17 protein-coding genes and 1 tRNA gene are annotated in these 15,749 nt (G+C 69.1%); 10 read left to right on the plus strand and 8 right to left on the minus strand.

All coding sequences use genetic code 11. The features are described from left to right. The gene (locus tag AB0E63_RS12385; RefSeq protein WP_360364642.1) at window positions 1-894 is read left to right on the plus strand and encodes an LLM class flavin-dependent oxidoreductase; all 894 of its coding nucleotides are present in this window, start codon (window positions 1-3) and stop codon (window positions 892-894) included. A 40-nt stretch (window positions 895-934) separates the two neighbouring features. Here AB0E63_RS12385 and AB0E63_RS12390 read toward each other — a convergent pair. Continuing rightward, window positions 935-1,024: transfer RNA gene (locus tag AB0E63_RS12390), tRNA-Ser, on the minus strand. A 262-nt stretch (window positions 1,025-1,286) separates the two neighbouring features. Here AB0E63_RS12390 and AB0E63_RS12395 point away from each other — a divergent pair. Genes AB0E63_RS12395 through AB0E63_RS12410 form a run of 4 tightly spaced genes read left to right on the plus strand, consistent with a single transcriptional unit; the run spans window position 1,287 to window position 5,104 of the window. Beyond that, entirely contained in the window at window positions 1,287-2,861 is a 1,575-nt protein-coding gene (locus tag AB0E63_RS12395) for an LCP family protein (RefSeq protein WP_360364644.1), read from the plus strand. Window positions 2,862-2,919: 58 nt separating this feature from the next. Continuing rightward, window positions 2,920-3,378, plus strand: a complete 459-nt coding sequence (locus AB0E63_RS12400) for a hypothetical protein (protein ID WP_360364646.1) — start codon at window positions 2,920-2,922, stop codon at window positions 3,376-3,378. Between the two features lie 29 nt (window positions 3,379-3,407). Next, window positions 3,408-4,367: an alpha/beta fold hydrolase gene (locus AB0E63_RS12405; protein WP_360364648.1), complete on the plus strand. Its 960-nt coding sequence runs from the start codon at window positions 3,408-3,410 to the stop codon at window positions 4,365-4,367. A 38-nt stretch (window positions 4,368-4,405) separates the two neighbouring features. After that, entirely contained in the window at window positions 4,406-5,104 is a 699-nt protein-coding gene (locus AB0E63_RS12410; protein WP_360364912.1) for an MBL fold metallo-hydrolase, read from the plus strand. 5 nt (window positions 5,105-5,109) lie between these two features. On the opposite strand, the gene AB0E63_RS12415 is transcribed toward AB0E63_RS12410, so the two are convergent. After that, window positions 5,110-5,754, minus strand: coding sequence for a response regulator transcription factor (locus tag AB0E63_RS12415; RefSeq protein ID WP_360364650.1), 645 nt, complete (start codon window positions 5,752-5,754; stop codon window positions 5,110-5,112). Further along, entirely contained in the window at window positions 5,754-7,685 is a 1,932-nt protein-coding gene (locus tag AB0E63_RS12420; protein ID WP_360364652.1) for a sensor histidine kinase, read from the minus strand. Before AB0E63_RS12420 ends, AB0E63_RS12415 begins: the two co-directional genes overlap by 1 nt. Window positions 7,686-7,825: 140 nt before the next feature. Between AB0E63_RS12420 and AB0E63_RS12425 the strand changes: the two genes are divergently transcribed. Next, window positions 7,826-8,215: a hypothetical protein gene (locus tag AB0E63_RS12425; RefSeq protein WP_360364654.1), complete on the plus strand. Its 390-nt coding sequence runs from the start codon at window positions 7,826-7,828 to the stop codon at window positions 8,213-8,215. 7 nt (window positions 8,216-8,222) lie between these two features. On the opposite strand, the gene AB0E63_RS12430 is transcribed toward AB0E63_RS12425, so the two are convergent. Genes AB0E63_RS12430 through AB0E63_RS12440 form a run of 3 tightly spaced genes read right to left on the minus strand, consistent with a single transcriptional unit; the run spans window position 8,223 to window position 10,976 of the window. Beyond that, window positions 8,223-8,597, minus strand: a complete 375-nt coding sequence (locus AB0E63_RS12430; protein WP_360364656.1) for a hypothetical protein — start codon at window positions 8,595-8,597, stop codon at window positions 8,223-8,225. Between the two features lie 37 nt (window positions 8,598-8,634). Then, window positions 8,635-9,954: a glutamine synthetase family protein gene (locus AB0E63_RS12435; protein ID WP_360364658.1), complete on the minus strand. Its 1,320-nt coding sequence runs from the start codon at window positions 9,952-9,954 to the stop codon at window positions 8,635-8,637. A 59-nt stretch (window positions 9,955-10,013) separates the two neighbouring features. After that, window positions 10,014-10,976, minus strand: a complete 963-nt coding sequence (locus AB0E63_RS12440) for a phosphotransferase (RefSeq protein WP_360364660.1) — start codon at window positions 10,974-10,976, stop codon at window positions 10,014-10,016. A 33-nt stretch (window positions 10,977-11,009) separates the two neighbouring features. Between AB0E63_RS12440 and AB0E63_RS12445 the strand changes: the two genes are divergently transcribed. Further along, entirely contained in the window at window positions 11,010-11,858 is an 849-nt protein-coding gene (locus AB0E63_RS12445; protein WP_360364662.1) for a DUF72 domain-containing protein, read from the plus strand. A 31-nt stretch (window positions 11,859-11,889) separates the two neighbouring features. Further along, window positions 11,890-12,339 (plus strand): hypothetical protein, encoded by a 450-nt coding sequence (locus AB0E63_RS12450; protein ID WP_360364664.1) that lies wholly within the window; start codon window positions 11,890-11,892, stop codon window positions 12,337-12,339. Here AB0E63_RS12450 and AB0E63_RS12455 read toward each other — a convergent pair. Next, window positions 12,336-12,827: a methylated-DNA--[protein]-cysteine S-methyltransferase gene (locus tag AB0E63_RS12455; protein WP_360364666.1), complete on the minus strand. Its 492-nt coding sequence runs from the start codon at window positions 12,825-12,827 to the stop codon at window positions 12,336-12,338. The genes AB0E63_RS12450 and AB0E63_RS12455 overlap by 4 nt on opposite strands. Window positions 12,828-12,864: 37 nt before the next feature. Further along, a complete protein-coding gene (locus AB0E63_RS12460) occupies window positions 12,865-13,704 on the minus strand; it encodes a carbon-nitrogen hydrolase family protein (protein WP_360364668.1) in 840 nt (279 codons plus the stop codon). A 380-nt stretch (window positions 13,705-14,084) separates the two neighbouring features. Between AB0E63_RS12460 and fgd the strand changes: the two genes are divergently transcribed. Further along, complete coding sequence (gene fgd / locus AB0E63_RS12465; RefSeq protein ID WP_360364669.1) at window positions 14,085-15,089, plus strand: glucose-6-phosphate dehydrogenase (coenzyme-F420); 1,005 nt, start codon at window positions 14,085-14,087, stop codon at window positions 15,087-15,089. Between the two features lie 10 nt (window positions 15,090-15,099). Beyond that, window positions 15,100-15,675, plus strand: coding sequence for a GNAT family N-acetyltransferase (locus AB0E63_RS12470; protein ID WP_360364671.1), 576 nt, complete (start codon window positions 15,100-15,102; stop codon window positions 15,673-15,675). Window positions 15,676-15,749 lie beyond the last annotated feature (74 nt).

Genomic DNA, 15,749 nt, shown 5'->3' on the forward strand with positions numbered 1-15,749 from the left:
ATGAAGATCGGTGTGATGCTTCCTCTCGGCGGCGAGGACGGGCCTGGCGGTGGGATGCCGGGGTGGAAGGACGTCCGCGCGGTGGCCGAGGCGGCCGACCAGAACGGCCTGGACTCGGTGTGGCTCGCGGACCACTTCCTCTACCGCGACCCCGAGGGCCGCGTGTACGGGATGCACGAGTCGTGGACGCTGCTGAGCGCGGTAGCCGCGATCACCACGAACGTCGAGCTCGGGAACATGGTGCTGTGCGCGTCGTTCCGCGACCCCGGGCTGACGGCGAAGATGGCCGCGACGCTGGACGAGGTGTCCGGCGGGCGGCTGATCCTCGGGGTCGGCGCCGGCTGGCACGATCCGGAGTACGAGGCGTTCGGACTGCCGACCGACCACCGCGTCGGGCGGTTCGAGGAGTGGCTGGAGATCGTGGCCCGGCTCGTCCGCGGTGAGACGGTCACCTTCGACGGCATGTACTACCGCGTCAGCGAGGCGAACCTCGACCCGGCCCCACCGCACCGGATCCCGATCCTGGTCGCAGGCCACCGGCCCCGCATGATGCGCCTCGTCGCCGAGTGGGCAGACGCCTGGAACACAGCCTGGTACGGCGCTGCCGATGACAAGGTCGACGAGAAGCTCGGCTCGCTGCGGCAGGCGCTCGAGACCGCGGGCAAGCCGGACGGCTCAGTCGCCGCCACGGTCGGGATCGTGGTCCGCGACTCCGATCAGCCGTCCGTCCCCGACCCCGATCCGCGCGCGATCGCCGGCACGGGACCGGAGTTGGCCGAGGCATTCACGGCGTACCAGAAACTCGGCGTCGACCATCTGATCGTCTCGCCGGAGCCGATGACCCCGCGCTCGGTCGAACGCATCGCCGAAGCCAAGCAGCTGATGAGTGAATGAGAAGAGGGCCGCCACCTGGCGGCCCTCTTTCTCTGTACTGCGGAGGCGGCGGGATTTGAACCCGCGAGAGGGGATTACCCTCAACCCGCTTAGCAGGCGGGCGCCATCGACCGGACTAGGCGACGCCTCCTCCGACGATCCCCACGCGGGGGACACGACGACGGCCAAGACTATCCGGTGGACGGGTCCGGCAGCAAAGTGGGCTGGTCGCCACTCTGCGTGGCGGGGCCGACACCTTGGGGGAGTAGCCCGGTGCACCTGTACTGTGGCGAGCACGACGGGGGTCGCCAGCGTCACGTCAACCAATTTGGTGTGGTGGGCGTCATTAGTACCGTGGGCTGCTGTGCGCGGCCGACGGAGGGTCGCCACGTCGTCGATCAGGGAACGGAGCTATGTCGCGGAGCACTCGCGCAGCCGGACGCAGGTCCGCGCCTCGAGCCAACCGGTCCCGGCACCGTTCACCGCGCGCCCGGACGACGTCGAAGGCGATCGGTCTCACCCTGCTCAGCGCGCTGATCCCCGGCTCCGGCCTGCTGATGGGTGGCCGGAAGAAGCTCGGCGCGTTCGTCCTGACGATCAGCATCGGGCTGCTCGTGATCGCCGCGTACGTCGGCCTGACCCAGCGTGACTCGATCCTGGCCCTCGCGGTGTCACCCCGCCAGCTACTGATCGCGACGGCGGCGGTCGTCGTCCTCGGCGTCTGCTGGATCTGGATCGTGGTGTCGTCCCACAAACTGCTCCGCCCGGTCAGCATGACCTACACCGGCCGGCTCGCCGGGTCGATGTTCGTCGGGTTGCTGTGCTTCGGTATCGCCGTACCGACGACCGTGGCCGCGCAGACAGTGATGGCGCAGCGCGACCTGGTCGGCAGCGTGTTCCAGTCCGAGGGCGACTCCAAGAGCGCGACCCGCCCGAAGGTGGACAAGAAGGATCCCTGGGCGAACACCCCGCGGCTGAACCTGCTGCTGCTCGGCGCCGACGACGGCGTCGGCCGCGAGGGCACCCGGACCGACACGGTGATCGTGGCCAGTATCGACACCAAAACCGGTGACACCGCGCTGATCTCGCTCAGCCGGAACTGGATGCGGATGCGGTTCCCCACCGACTCCCCGCTGCACAAGGTCTACCCCGACGGGTACTGGGACCCGAGCAAAGGCAACGTCGAGCAGCCGGAGTACTACCTCGACTCGATGTACGACAACGTGCCGAAGGCGCACCCGGGGATCCTCGGCCAGACCGACAACGAGGGCGCGGACGTGGTCAAGCTGGCCGCGAGCGCGACGCTCGGCCTGGACATCGACTACTACATGCAGGTCAACCTGGCCGGCTTCCGGCAGATCATCGACGCCGTCGGCGGGATCACCGTCAACGTCAACTACCGGGTGCCGATCGGTGGCGACTACGGCGACGGCCCGGGCTCGAACACCGCGAAGAAGCCGTCCGGCTACATCGAGCCGGGCCCGAACCAGAAGCTCGACGGTTACCACGCGCTCTGGTTCGCCCGCGGCCGCTACGGCCTGAGCGACCCGTCCCGGCAGGAGCGGCAGCGCTGCACGATCCACGCGCTGGTGAACAGCGTGAACCCGGCCACCCTGGTGACGAAGTACCAGCAGATCGCCTCGGCCGGCAAGCAGGTGCTGCGCACCGACATCCCGCAGGAGATCCTGCCGGCGTTCATCGAGCTCGGCCTCAAGGTGAAGAGCGCGAAGGTCACCAACGTCGACCTCGACAAGAACAAGAACTTCCCGACCGGCAAGAACCCGGACTACGAGGCGATGCAGGAGATCATCCAGAAGGCGATCTCCCCGAAGACCCAGCCGGTCGCGTCCACGCCGTCGACCACCACGACGAAGAAGCCGTCGAGCGGGTCGACCAACAAGTCAACGCCGAAGCCGGCCGTGACCCCCGGCACCGCCGAGAACCTGAACGACGCCTGCGCCTACAACCCCAGCCAAACCGGCAACTGACCGCCCACCGCGGACACCGGCGGTTCGAGCCGCGTCCCCAGGATGAGATCCTGGGGCGATGCGTACGACGTACCGGATGCGGGCAGGGCGATTCCTCGGGATCCTGGCCGCTGGGCTGATCATTCTCGGCGTGGCCGCGATCCTCTGGGCGCTCGGGCTGCCGGGGGTGGCGGTCTCGGTGTTCGTCACCCTGGGCGGGCTGGTCACGGTGGCCGGCCTGTGGATCCTGGCCCGGCCGCCGATCGTCGCGAAGCTGCGGGACAGCGGGATCGAGGTCCGCGGCGTACGGACGCCCTGGACCGACGTCACCGAGGTCGGGCGGGTGGAGACCACGCACGGCGAGGCGATCGTGCTGCGGACCAAGCAGCCGGACCACCCGATCCTGCTGCCGGTCTCGTGGCTGGCGCCCGGGCACGCCGCGACAATGGAGACCACGCTGCGGGACCGGCTGAACGCGGCCCACGGGTACACGATCTGGGACGGGACTGCCCCGGATGACAACGATCGCGCAGAATAGGTCAGCCGCTACGAGCTGAGGAGTCCCCAGTGCTGTCCTTCGAGCTGTCCTACGACGAACTGATCGCGTACCAGGGCACGAACCCGCGGCCCGCGGACTTCGACGAGTACTGGGACAAGGCGTTGCTCGAGCTCGACGCCGTCGACCAGGAGACCGAGTTCGCCGACGCGACCGACTTCCCGCTGACCACGGCGACCGCCCAGCACCTGTACTTCAACGGCACCGGCGGCTACCGCGTGCACGCCAAGGTGATCCGTCCGGCCGAACCGACGGGCCCGGCCGTGCTGATCTTCCACGGGTACGGCGGTGAGCAGCCGAAGTGGGTCGATCTCCTGCCATACGCCGCTCGCGGATACACCGTGGCCGCGCTGGACGTGCGGGAGCAGGTCGGGTTCCGGACCGAGTCACAGGCGGCGAACAGCTTCTCCCTGCACAACCACCTGGTGCACGGTCTCGACGACGGGCCGGACGGGCTGCTGTACCGGCATGTGTTCCTGGACACCCGGCGGCTCGCGGACATCATCGGCGGCCTGCCCGAGGTGGACGCCGCCCGGATCGCGACGACGGGCTGGAGCCAGGGCGGCGGACTGTCGCTGGTGGCCGCGGCGCTGACGCCGTCGATCAAGTACACCGCGAGCGTCTTCCCGTTCCTGTGCGACTACCAGCGGACCTGGGACCTGAACCTGGAGACCGGCCCGTACGACGAGATCGTCACCTGGTTCAAGAAGCGCGATCCCCGGCACCTGCGCCAGGACGAGGTCTTCACCACTCTCGGGTACATCGACGTCCAGAATCTCGCACCCCGGATCCGCGCCGAGGTCACCCTGTTCGTCGGCCTCGAGGACCAGGTCTGCCCGCCGTCCACCCAGTTCGCGGCGTACAACAAGATCACCGCGCCCAAGGAAGCCCGGCTCTACCCGGACTTCGGGCACGACGACCTCCCCGGTGCCCACGACGACATCTACCAACTGATCGGCGCCAAGCTCTGACCACACTCACAGTCCTCGGCACCGCCGCGCCGTACCCGCTGCCGGACCGGCCCTGCTCCGGATATCTGCTCCGCGCCGGCGGCGCCGAGGTGTGGGTCGACGCCGGCCCCGGCTCACTCGCCGAACTCCTCCGGCACACGACCCTGGCGCGACTCGACGCGGTCTGGCTCTCGCACCTCCACCTGGACCACATCGGCGACCTCCTCAACGCCTACTACGCCTTGGCATACGGCGAACTCCCGGCCCGGACCCCTCTCCCGGTCTACGCCCCCGCAGCGCTCGCGGTCCGGCTGGCAGGCTTCTTCGCCCAACCAGATGCTGTGTTCTTGTCCGACGTACTGGACCTCCGGCGCCTGCACGACGGCCACGAGGTTGTTGTCGAGGACCTCCGGTTGACCAGTCGCGCGGTCGAGCACGGCACCGAGGCGTACGCACTCCGAGCCGAGTCCTCCAGCCACACCCTCGTCTACTCCGGTGACTGCGCCCCGTGCTCCGCGCTGGACGAGCTGGCGGTCAACGCCGACCTCCTCCTCTGCGAGGCCAACGACCCCCACCCCAATGCCGTCCACCACACCCCAACCCAGGCCGGCGAACTGGCCCGTCGTACTGGCGCCAAGCAGTTGGTCGTCACTCACGTAGGTCCACTCCTGACGGTGGAGAAGGCCACATCCCAAGCCGGCAAGGCTTTCGGTGGTATCACCACCGCTGCCGAGGTCGGCGCCAAGCTCTCTTTCTGACGGGGCTACTGGCCGAGGCCGGCGTCGCGGGCTCGGGTGATGGCTTCGGGGCGGTTGGCGACGTGGAGCTTGGCGAAGACGTTGGAGACGTGGTTGCGGACGGTCTTGTCGCTGACGACGAGTTGGCGGGCGATCGCGGCGTTGGTCAGGCCGCGGGCGACCAGGTCGAGAACCTCGCGTTCGCGGTCGGTCAGTTCGGGGAAGGGGGAGACCTCGGGTCCGGCTCGGCCGGCTGCGAAGTACGAGAGGACGCGGCTCGCGATGGCCGCCGAGAAGACGACCTCGCCGTGCGCGACCGCATCGAGGGCGCGGCCGATCTCGGCGCGGTCGGCGCCCTTCAGCAGGTAGCCCCTGGCGCCGGCTCGGACCGCGGCGAACACCGACTCGTCGTTCTCCAGCATGGTCAGCACCAGTACGGCGATCTCCGGGTGCTCCGCCGTCACCTGCCGGGTCGCGTCGACGCCGTTCAGCACCGGCATGTGCAGGTCCATCACGATCACCTCCGGGACCAGCTCGGCCGCCAGCCGGACCGCCTCCGCGCCGTCGCCCGCCTCGCCGACCACCTCCTTGTCCGGCATGGTCGAGATCGCAGTCACAAGACCTTCGCGATAGAGCGGGTGATCGTCGACCACCAGTACCCGGACAACCATCACGCCCCCTTCGGCAGTAGCGCCGTCACCGTCGTACCCGCCGGACCGGAGTCGATGTGCAACTGACCACCGAGCTCCTCGGCCCGTTCCCGCATCGACGACGTACCGACTCCTGGGCTTACCGGCTCGGGCAGGCCGCGGCCGTCGTCGGCTACCTCGATCCGCACGCAATCGCCGTCGTCTCGCACCTCGACCGCCACCGTGCCCGCACCCGCGTGCCGAACGGCGTTTCCGGTCGCCTCCCCGGCGATGTGGTACGCCGCAACCTCCACAGCAGCAGGCAATCCGGCGATCTCGTCGGCCGACACCCGGACCTTCGTCGTACCGGTGGACAGCCGGTCGCCCAGCTCACGGACGGCCGCGGCCAGCCCGAGCTCGTCCAGCATCGGCGGTCTGAGCTCGTGCACCAGCGCCCGTACGTCGGCCACCGCCGCATTGAGCCGCGGTACCAACCGGTCGAGCAGTTGCCGGGCCGCCTCCGGATCGTCCGCCGCGATGTCGCGCGCGGTCTCGACGTGCAAGGCCAGCGCGGCAAGCGACGGACCGACGCCGTCGTGCAGGTCGCGCCGGAGACGGCGACGCTCCTCCTCCCGCGCGACCACGACCGCCTCCCGGGACCGCTGGGCCTCGCGCGCCAGCAGGACCGTGTGCGCCGCGACCGCCGCCTGCGCGGCGAGCCGATCCAGGGCTCGAACCTCCCGTACGTCGAACGCCGCCGACCGGGTGACGGTGAGCCGGCCGAACCGCTCACCGGCGTACTCCAGTTCGACGGTCGTCCCGATCCCCGGCCCCTCGCCGTACGACGTGACGAGCCCGTCCCGCAGGACGATGGTGGCCTGCTGCGCACGCAAGGACCTCGCCACTTGCTCGACCACCGAAGGCAGGACGCGCTCGGACAGGTCGTCCGGCGTGGTCGCGGCGGCGAGTCTCGCGCCGAGTCGGGCGAGGACGGCGTACGGCTCCTGCACATCGCCGTGGACCAGGCGGTTGACGTGCCGCTGCAACCAGGACCGCAGTGGCAGCGCGGCCAGGGCGACCACGGTCGTCGCGAGGATCGGCGTACCGGTCGTGGCACCTAGACGGTCGCCGGCCAGCCAGACGGTGGCGGCGTACAGAGCGATCACGAGCGTCGACAGAGCGCCGTACACGAGGGCGCGAGAGATGACGATGTCGACGTCCCACAGGCCGTAGCGCATCACCGCGATCCCGATCGCGATCGGGATCGGCAGCATCGCGAGCCCAGCGACGGCGCCCGTGCCGGCCGGAAGCAGCCTCGCGATCGCGAACAGCACGATCGTGCACGCGTAGCCGACGAGGACCCACTTCAGCTGCTGCCGCTCGAGGTCGGCGACCCGCCGCCACCTCATCACGAGCGACGCGAATCCCACGATCACGGCCGCGAGGAGCAGTACACCGAGCACAGCCGCGACGACTGGTTCACCGGTCGCGGGGACGCCGACCGGATTCGTGGCGCCGTGCAGACCTTCGGGATACTCCGGCCCTTCGTACGGCGTCAGTGCCCAGGTGACCGCGATGACGGCCACCACGACCCCGTTGAACCACAACGCCGGCCGAGACGGTTGCCGGCCATCGGGCAGCAACACCGGCAGCAGTACGGCGATCGCCGTGTAGCCGGGCGCCCAGAGCCAGGCGCCGAGCCACGTCGACCAGATTCCGTCCGTCAGCAGACCGATCTCGGTGCCGAGCAGGGCCAGGCCCTGGGTGAGCGCGATTGCCCCGAGCAACACCTGGATCCGGCGGGCACCGGTCGTCCGGAGCAGCAGGCAGGCGAGACCGTACGCGAGCGCGGCGGCCAGTTCCATCAACCAGAACGACGGCTCGATCGTCCGGCCGGCGGACGCGTTCACGGCGTGCAGGCCGGCGGCCACGAGTCCGCTGAGGACCGCGAGTACGCCGATGACAACCCCCATGACCGCATCATCGCCGCCACCATGTCCCGGCGTCACGGGACAAGAAGTCCCGGATCAGGTCACGACGGCCGGCCGTGGTGAACGGGACAGCCCGGCCGAGACCGTTGGGACACCGCAATCCGATCAACAGGAGAACCACCATGACCACCCAGACCACCGCACACTCCACCGAGACCACCGCCCGCGCTGCCGCGGCGGGCCGACCCCCGGCGACCGTGCTCATCGCGTCCGCGCTGCTCGGCCTGATCGCCGCGGTTGGCGGCTACGGCGCGATCTACTTCACCGGCCTGGAGGGCTGGAGCGGCATCGGCGCGAGCTTCGTCGTCGCGTACGAGTTCCTCAGCCTCGGCGGCCTGATCGCCGTCGTCGCCTACCTCCGCGGCCACCGCCTGGGCCGCCCGGGCGTGACCGTCTACGCGATCTGGATGATCTACTTCACGCTCTTCAAGCTGATCGCGTTCCAGGAACTGCAGGCCATCCCGTTCGGTGTGATCGCCGTCGTCGCGCTCGTCCTGGTGAGGCGTCGCTGAGCTGGTCTCAGGTGGGGATCCAGGTCGGCCACCACGGTGGCACGTTGCCCGGACAGGTGCCGGGTGAGCCGGCCGGGGTCCCCTGCCAGGAGAACAGCGCCAGGTCGGCGATCGCAATCGCGATGGCGGCCGCGACCAGCGAGAACAGGAACGTCTTCCCGGCATAGCGGAAGACGATGCTGAACAGGACCAGGTTCACGATCAGGGCGAGCGGCAACCCGAGGAACAACAGAGTCAGACCGTTCGGCACGCTCCCGGCGACGTCGACCTGACACTGCTTCCACGCCCGCGAAGTGATCACGACCAGCCCGAACGCCGCCCCGCCGCCGACCACCACCGCAAGGAACGACTCGCCCTTGCTTCCCTTCGCCGCGAACGCCATGAGGATCACCGTAAGTGATCCAGGCGTCCACTTCGACTCAGTAGCGCCACCGCAACGCGCGGACCCGGTCCTCGAGGGGCAGCTTGCCGAGGGACTCCGCGTCGTGGCGGCGTACGGCGAGGAAGGGGTCGACGATCGCGTCACCCAAGGCAGCACGCAGGACGTCGGAGTGCTCGAGCGCGGTGAGCGCGTCCTCGAGGGTGAGCGGCAGGCGGCGTGGTTGCTCGTCCGGCGGGTACGACGCCGGGTCGTGGTCGAGTCCGGCGGGCAGGACCGACTTCCGCTCCAGCCCGGTCAAGGCGGCCGCGAGGACGGACGCGGTGGAGAGGTACATGTTCCCCGCCGGATCGCCGATCTTGATCTCGCAGTTGGCGGAGTGCGGGCGGCCGGTGACGCTGCCCGGCACGTACCGCAGCGCGGCCTCGCGATTCTCCGGACCCCAGCACGCGAATGCGCCGGCCCAGTTCCCCGGCACGCGGCGATCGGCGCTGACCACGCTCGGCGCGAGTACGCCGGTCAGCCCGTCGAGCTCATCGAGCACTCCGGCCATCAAATGCTGTGCATGCGGGGACGGGCCGTCGTCGCCGCCAAACGGCACCCCGTCGAGCGTGGCCGAGAAGTGGATATGCGCGCCGTTGCCGACGAACCCCGCCACCGTGATCGGCGCGAACGACACCAGCAACCCATGCGTACGAGCGACCCGGTGAACGACGAGCCGCGCGAGCTGCGACTGATCGGCCGCCGCCAGCGGCGACGTGGGTGGCAGCGCGACCTCCAGTTGACCCTGCGCGTACTCGGGATGCAGTTGCTCCGCCGGCACCCCGGCCGCGTCGAGCGCCTCGAGCAGGTCGACCGCGAAGTCTTCCAGCTTCAGGGTAGCCAGCACGCCGTACGCCGGTCCGATGGTGCCGACCGCGGGGTCGCCAGGGTCACCGGTGAAGACCGTGAACTCCAGCTCGAACCCGAGCCTGACGTCCAGCCCGGCCGCGATCGCCCGCGCTTCCTGCCGCCGCAGCGCCGCCCGCTGGCAGATGTCCACCGGCTCGTGATCCTGTGAAAGCTGGTCGGCCGGCGCCCAGAACACGGTGTGATCCGGCCCGAGCGGCGCGACCGCACCGAGATCCGGCATCAGCCGGTTGTCGCCGACCGGCCCGTTGACCAGCGGCGATGAAGTGATCGCATCGTCGGTGCACATCAGCGCGAACACCGGCGACAGTCCGATCCCGTCGCGGACCGCCGTACCCAACCGGGCCGCCGGTACCGACTTGGCGCGGGTGATGCCGGCATTGTCGACAATCGACGTGATCAGCATCCGCAGCCCGCTCTCGAGCAGCGCGTCGACCGGATTCTCGGACATGCCGACCTTCGTACCACAGCACAAGCCGACCCTCCGGCGTTCGTGGCCGGCCGGGATCTCTAGTAGTCCGCGAGTCTGAGTAGCGCGGCGGCCGTCTCGGTGTCGCCCAGCGGGGGAGAACTCGGATAGGCGTCCGGGAACAGCCGGCCCCACGACGCGGCCCGCCCGAACGCGCCCAACCGCCACGCCAGCTCGACCGCCCGGCGAAGCTCGGCAACCGTGTGACCGTCGGCGGTCCACGGCTCGAGGTAGGCGTCCTTCAGCCGCGGGATCACCTCTGGCCCATGCAGGTCGGCCGCACGCTCAGCGGCGACGAGCAGGCTGCAGAACGGATGCGACACCGCGGCATCACCCCAGTCGAAGAACGTGAACCGCCCCGGGGCGGGCACGAGAATCTGTCCGTCGTGCAGGTCGGAGTGGTCGAGAGAGTCGGCGATGCCGATCGCCGCGAGCTCCGCACACCACTCGACCAGCCGCGGCCGCACCTTCTCCAGTTGTTCACGATCTGACGCGCTGAACGTCTGATTGTTGACAATACTTTCGTCGAATATCCCAGGCAGGGCGCTCACCCGGGCATTCGGTACGCCGAGCAGCTCGAGCTCATCGACGTACGGGACCAGCGTCCGCTGCAGATCAGCGTACTGGCGCAGAAGTTCTTCCCAGTGGCGTGGCTCGGCCGGCAGATTGCGTAAGAGCGCGCCACCGTCGGGAAGCAGCGACCACCCGCGCTCGGCGTCGACCGCGTACGGCGTGAGGACGTGTGTGGGCGCCAACCGGGACAACGCCTGGGTCAGCCCCGCCTCGAAGCGGCTGGCAGGCGGGTTGACCTTGAACCAGACCGGCTGGTCCGCGGTGATCCGGATGATCACCGACCAGGGCCGGAGCCGCACCCGACGCGGGCCGGTCTCCCGCAGCCCGTTGGCGGCAAGCTGCTCCTCGAGCCAGTCGAGAGCCGTGGCCCGCCAGCCGGGATCTTCCCAGGGCGTACGGGCGTCGGCGTAGTGACCGCGATCGATCTGCATCAGGTCAGCTGATCACACCGCATAATCGGGGAGGTGAGCGACTTCGACGGTGTGGACCGCTGGGCGGGCAGTCCGTACCGGGTGGGGATCTCGGGGTGGCGGTATCCGCCCTGGCGGAAGGTGTATTACCCGGACGGTCTGCCGCAGCGGGCGGAGCTGGAGTACGCGTCCCGCCGGCTGAACTCGATCGAGCTGAACGGCTCGTTCTACTCGCTCCAGCGGCCGACGTCGTACCAGCGCTGGTACGACGAGACGCCGGACGGATTCGTGTTCGCGGTCAAGGGGCCGCGGTTCGTCACACACTTGAAGAAGCTGGCCGACGTGGAGGCGCCGCTGGCCAACTTCTTCGCCTCCGGAGTACTTGCGCTCGGCAACAAACTCGGACCGGTGCTGTGGCAGCTCCCGCCGACCCTCGGGTACGACAGGGAGCGGTGCGCGGCCTTCTTCGCCTCGTTGCCGCGAACGACCGCCGAGGCAGCGGAAGTTGCCAAGGGCCACGATGAGCGGATGGAGGGTCGTGCACTGCTGGAGTGCGCCGTCGACATCCCGCTCCGGCATGCGATCGAAGTACGGCACGCGAGTTTCCAGACGCCCGGCTTCGTCGCACTGCTCCGCGAGCACGACATCGCGCTGGTCTGCGCGGACACCGCCGGCAAGTGGCCGATGTTCGACGACATCACGTCCGACTTCGCCTACGTACGGTTGCACGGTGCCGAGGAGCTCTACGTCAGCGGGTACGACGATGCCGCGCTGGACCGGTGGGCGAAGAAGATCCGAGCCTGGAGGCAGAACGCTTACATCTACTTCGACAACGACGTGAAGGTCAGGGCTCCGTTCGATGCGGAGGGCCTCGCGCGGCGGCTGGAGATCAGTTCGGGCTAGGCCGAACTATCACGCGCTTACGGTGAGCCGCATGACAGAGAACCCTGGAGTGCTGGTGGAGCAGGCGGTCGAGCGTTCGCTCCGGTTGGTCGCCACCTGGCCGGTCTGGGACGGACAGCCGCTCACCTCCGATGACGGCCGCACGTTCACACCGCACAAGGCCGTCCGCCGGATCGCCGATCACATCATCGACCACCTCGCCGAGGTCGAGGCCCTGCTCGCCGGGGTGCCGACGCAGCTGGACGAGTGGCATGCGAGTGCGCTCACCTCCGCCGCCGACCTCGCGCCGTTCACGGTCGACGACGTGCGCGAGGCCGAACAGCGACTGCGCCGCCTCGGCCGAACGCTCGCCCTCCGCTACGCCGCACTCGACCCGGCCGAGTGGGACAAGGACCGCACCCCCAACTGGACCCTTCGCCAGATCGCGGACCACCTGATCGAAGTCGAGTGGTACGCCCAACAGGTAGGCGACCTGTCCTAGAACAACCGGCTGCCGACCGGCTCCTCCAGTTCGAGGAGGAACTGCTTGCGCTTCACACCGCCGGCGTACCCGGTCAGGGAGCCGTTCTTGCCGATCACGCGGTGGCACGGGACGACGATCGACAGCGGGTTCTGGCCGACGGCCTTCCCCACGGCTTGAGCGCTTTCACCCAGTCGTGAAGCGATCTCGCCGTACGTCGTCGTCTCGCCGTACGGGATCTCCTCGAGGATCGACCAGACGCGACGCTGGAACTCGTCGCCGCGCAGGACGGTCGGGAGGTCGAAGGTGGTCCGCTCGCCGGCGAGGTACTCGTCCAACTGGTGGGTCGCCTCCGCGATGAGCGGGTCGGTCGATTCGACCCGCTCACCGAGCGTCTCCGCGGTCGGCTTCACCCAGTGGTGCGGGAAGTAGACGCCGGCCAGAGCGTTGTCCGAAACGACCAGGGTGAGGTCCCCGGTCCGGGTGCTGACGATCGCGTGCCTGTTCATAGCAATAGAACGGATCCGCACCCGGACCTGTGAGCCCTCAGGAGCTGACGCGCTCCCGCGTCCGGCTCCGGAACTCCCGGCCGATCGTGGTCACCTCCGCATGGTGCAGGTCGGTCACCGCGATCCCCGGCGTACTGTCTGCCGGTCCCTGGACCGCCCAGTTCCCGCGCGGATCGATCACGCCCGCATCCAGACCGGCCCCGGGGTTGGCGGGCACGGCCAGGCTGATCCAGCAGGTGTTGTTCGCCGCGGTCCCGCGGGCCTGGACCCCGATGTGCTCGTTCTGCCCGATGCCGGTGGTCGCGTACGACACGAGTACGGCGTCCACGGCGAAGCGGTCGTACTCCGTGGACAACTCCGGGAACAGCAGGTCCAGCCCGAGCGCGAGCCCGAACCGGTAGCCGTCGACCTCGAAGGTCACCGGCTTCGTGCCCGGGGTGTACATCCAGGTGATCTTCGTGGTCGACAGCATGCGTTCGTCGTACCGCGTGACGACCTCGCCGGCGTCGGAGACGACGTACATGCTGTTGCGCGGTCGCGTCGGCGCGGGCAGTTGGTGCACGCTCGGGATCACGGTCCAGATCCCGAGCTCACCCGAGAGCGCGGTGATCTTGTCGAGCTCGGATTGCAGCACTGTCCAGTCGGCCTTGCTCCAGTCGGACGCACCGACCTCGTCCGGGCCGAGCTCGGACATCACGTGCTTGCTCGGAAAGCAGATCGCACCTTCGGTGAAGTGCACCAGTCGTGCACCGGCCTCGGCGGCCTGCCTCATCAGTTGACGAACCTCCGCGCCGCTGGAGCGCAGCAGGGCGGGGTCCGTCGGATCTTGGTGGACCGTCGACTGGGCGACGGCGATCCGCAGGGTGGTTTCCGGCATGTCTTCTCCTGAGGGAGTCGGACGGAAGTGCCGGAGGGCAGCCGTGTAGGACTCGCCCGTCTTGGCGGCGCGGGATCGGACCCGCTGCTTGAAGTTCCTGTGCGCTGTCATCTGGCCTTCCAGCACTCGCACGCGATCCCCCAGCGATCCCGTCCGAGGCAGCTGACCAGGACGAGCGGCCCGAGACAAGGAGTCCCTTTGCCTTCTCGAAGGTGACCAGGCTGGGGCCGGTCGACGAAGGTGGGGCGCGGGCCGCGCCGGATCCACATCCTGTCCCGGCTCCGCCGTACTCGTCAAACGACTCGCCCGGGCGAGGCATAAAGTCGGACCCGGGTGCGGTTGTCTTCAACGCACGTACAGACGACGTAGGGGAGCAGAGGGTGAGCATTCGTGTCGGGTACAAGGCTTCGGCGGAGCAGTTCGGGCCGCGGGACCTGGTGGAGTACTCCGTCCGGGCCGAGGAACTCGGGCTCGACAGTGTGACCGTGTCCGACCACTTCCTGCCGTGGCGGCACGAGGGCGGGCACGCGCCGTTCGCGCTGGCGTGGCTGGCGGCGGTCGGTGAGCGGACCAACCGGGTGCTGCTCGGTACGTCGGTGCTCACGCCGACCTTCCGGTACAACCCGGCGGTGATCGCGCAGGCGTTCGCCACGCTCGGCGAGCTGTACCCGGGCCGGGTGATGCTCGGCGTCGGGACCGGTGAGGCGCTCAACGAGATCGCCGTCTCGGGGATGGAGTGGCCCGAGTTCAAGGAGCGGTTCGCCCGGCTGCGGGAGGCGGTGCAGCTGATCCGCGACCTCTGGACGAAGGACGGCGTCAGCTCCGAGGGCCCGTACTACAAGACCGTCGACGCTTTCATCTACGACCGTCCGCAGACCCCGCTCAAGGTGTACGTCGCCGCCGGCGGACCGCTGGTCGCGAAGTACGCCGGTCGCGCGGGCGACGGGTTCATCGCGACGTCCGGCAAGGGCATGGAGCTCTACACCGAGAAGCTGATCCCGGCGGTCAAGGAAGGTGCGGAGAAGGCCGGGAAGACGTTCGAGGACATCGACCGGATGCTCGAGGTCAAGGTGTCGTACGACCGGGACCCCGCTTCGGCGCTGGAGAACACCAGGTTCTGGGCGCCGTTGTCGCTGACGCCGGAGCAGAAGCACAGCGTGACGAGCGCGACCGAGATGGAGCGGCTGGCCGACGAGCTGCCGATCGAGCAGGTCGCGAAGCGCTGGATCGTCTCGTCCGATCCCGAAGAGGTCGTCAAGCAGTTCCAGCCGTACGTCGACGCCGGTTTCAACCACTTCGTCGTGCACGGCCCGGGCCAGGATCAGGAACGATTCCTGACCCAGTTCACGACGGACGTCCTTCCATTGCTGCGCAAACTGGGCTGACAATCGCCTGGTGGGCGAATACGAGATCTTGCAGGACAGCGACCCGCGGTGCGCCGAGCTGGAAGCAGCCGGCTACCGCGTGGTCGCGGAGTCCTGGGCGGTCCGCCTGCACAACCCGGACCGCGAGCTGCTGGACTCCGCCGTACGCCGTGCCGTCGCCGGCGGACTCGTCATCCGCGAACTCGGTCCCGAGTCGGCCAAGGCACTCCACGCTCTCGAGAAGACCAACGAGCCGGACTACCCCGACACCCCGGCCACCCACCACGAAATCGGTGACCTCGCCAACGTCCGCGCCCTCTGGCCCGACTACCGCGTCTTCGGTGCCTTCGACGGCTCCCGCCTGGTCGGCGCCACCGTCATCCGCGAACACGACGGCCACGGCGACACCGCCTTCACCTCGGTCCTCTCGACCCACCGCCGCCGAGGCGTAGCCCAAGCCGTCAAGGCCGCCTCGATCCTCGCCTTCCTCGACATCGGCATCACCCGCTTCAGCACCGGCGGCGCCGCCACCAACCAAGCAAGCCTCCAAGCCAACCAGTCCCTCGGCTACACCCTCACCGAACGCTGGCGCACCTACGCGCCCTAGTAGGTCGACCCACGCGTGCTCCGCAGCCGCTAGCCTCGTCGCTGCGCTCCTCGTACGCGGCTGCTCCGCGCGCT

This window comes from Kribbella sp. NPDC026596 (assembly GCF_040638415.1).
Lineage (GTDB): Bacteria > Actinomycetota > Actinomycetes > Propionibacteriales > Kribbellaceae > Kribbella.

Bases quoted from the DNA above. Each gene is read 5' to 3' on its own strand.
- AB0E63_RS12440 (WP_360364660.1), bottom strand. From the start codon at position 10,976: ATGCAGATCGATCGCGGTCACTACGCCGACGCCCGTACGCCCTGGGAA.
- AB0E63_RS12425 (WP_360364654.1), top strand. From the start codon at position 7,826: ATGACCACCCAGACCACCGCACACTCCACCGAGACCACCGCCCGCGCT.
- AB0E63_RS12435 (WP_360364658.1), bottom strand. From the start codon at position 9,954: ATGTCCGAGAATCCGGTCGACGCGCTGCTCGAGAGCGGGCTGCGGATG.
- AB0E63_RS12450 (WP_360364664.1), top strand. From the start codon at position 11,890: ATGACAGAGAACCCTGGAGTGCTGGTGGAGCAGGCGGTCGAGCGTTCG.
- AB0E63_RS12430 (WP_360364656.1), bottom strand. From the start codon at position 8,597: ATGGCGTTCGCGGCGAAGGGAAGCAAGGGCGAGTCGTTCCTTGCGGTG.
- AB0E63_RS12455 (WP_360364666.1), bottom strand. From the start codon at position 12,827: ATGAACAGGCACGCGATCGTCAGCACCCGGACCGGGGACCTCACCCTG.
- AB0E63_RS12420 (WP_360364652.1), bottom strand. From the start codon at position 7,685: ATGGGGGTTGTCATCGGCGTACTCGCGGTCCTCAGCGGACTCGTGGCC.
- AB0E63_RS12460 (WP_360364668.1), bottom strand. From the start codon at position 13,704: ATGCCGGAAACCACCCTGCGGATCGCCGTCGCCCAGTCGACGGTCCAC.
- AB0E63_RS12385 (WP_360364642.1), top strand. From the start codon at position 1: ATGAAGATCGGTGTGATGCTTCCTCTCGGCGGCGAGGACGGGCCTGGC.
- AB0E63_RS12415 (WP_360364650.1), bottom strand. From the start codon at position 5,754: ATGGTTGTCCGGGTACTGGTGGTCGACGATCACCCGCTCTATCGCGAA.
- AB0E63_RS12395 (WP_360364644.1), top strand. From the start codon at position 1,287: ATGTCGCGGAGCACTCGCGCAGCCGGACGCAGGTCCGCGCCTCGAGCC.
- AB0E63_RS12400 (WP_360364646.1), top strand. From the start codon at position 2,920: ATGCGTACGACGTACCGGATGCGGGCAGGGCGATTCCTCGGGATCCTG.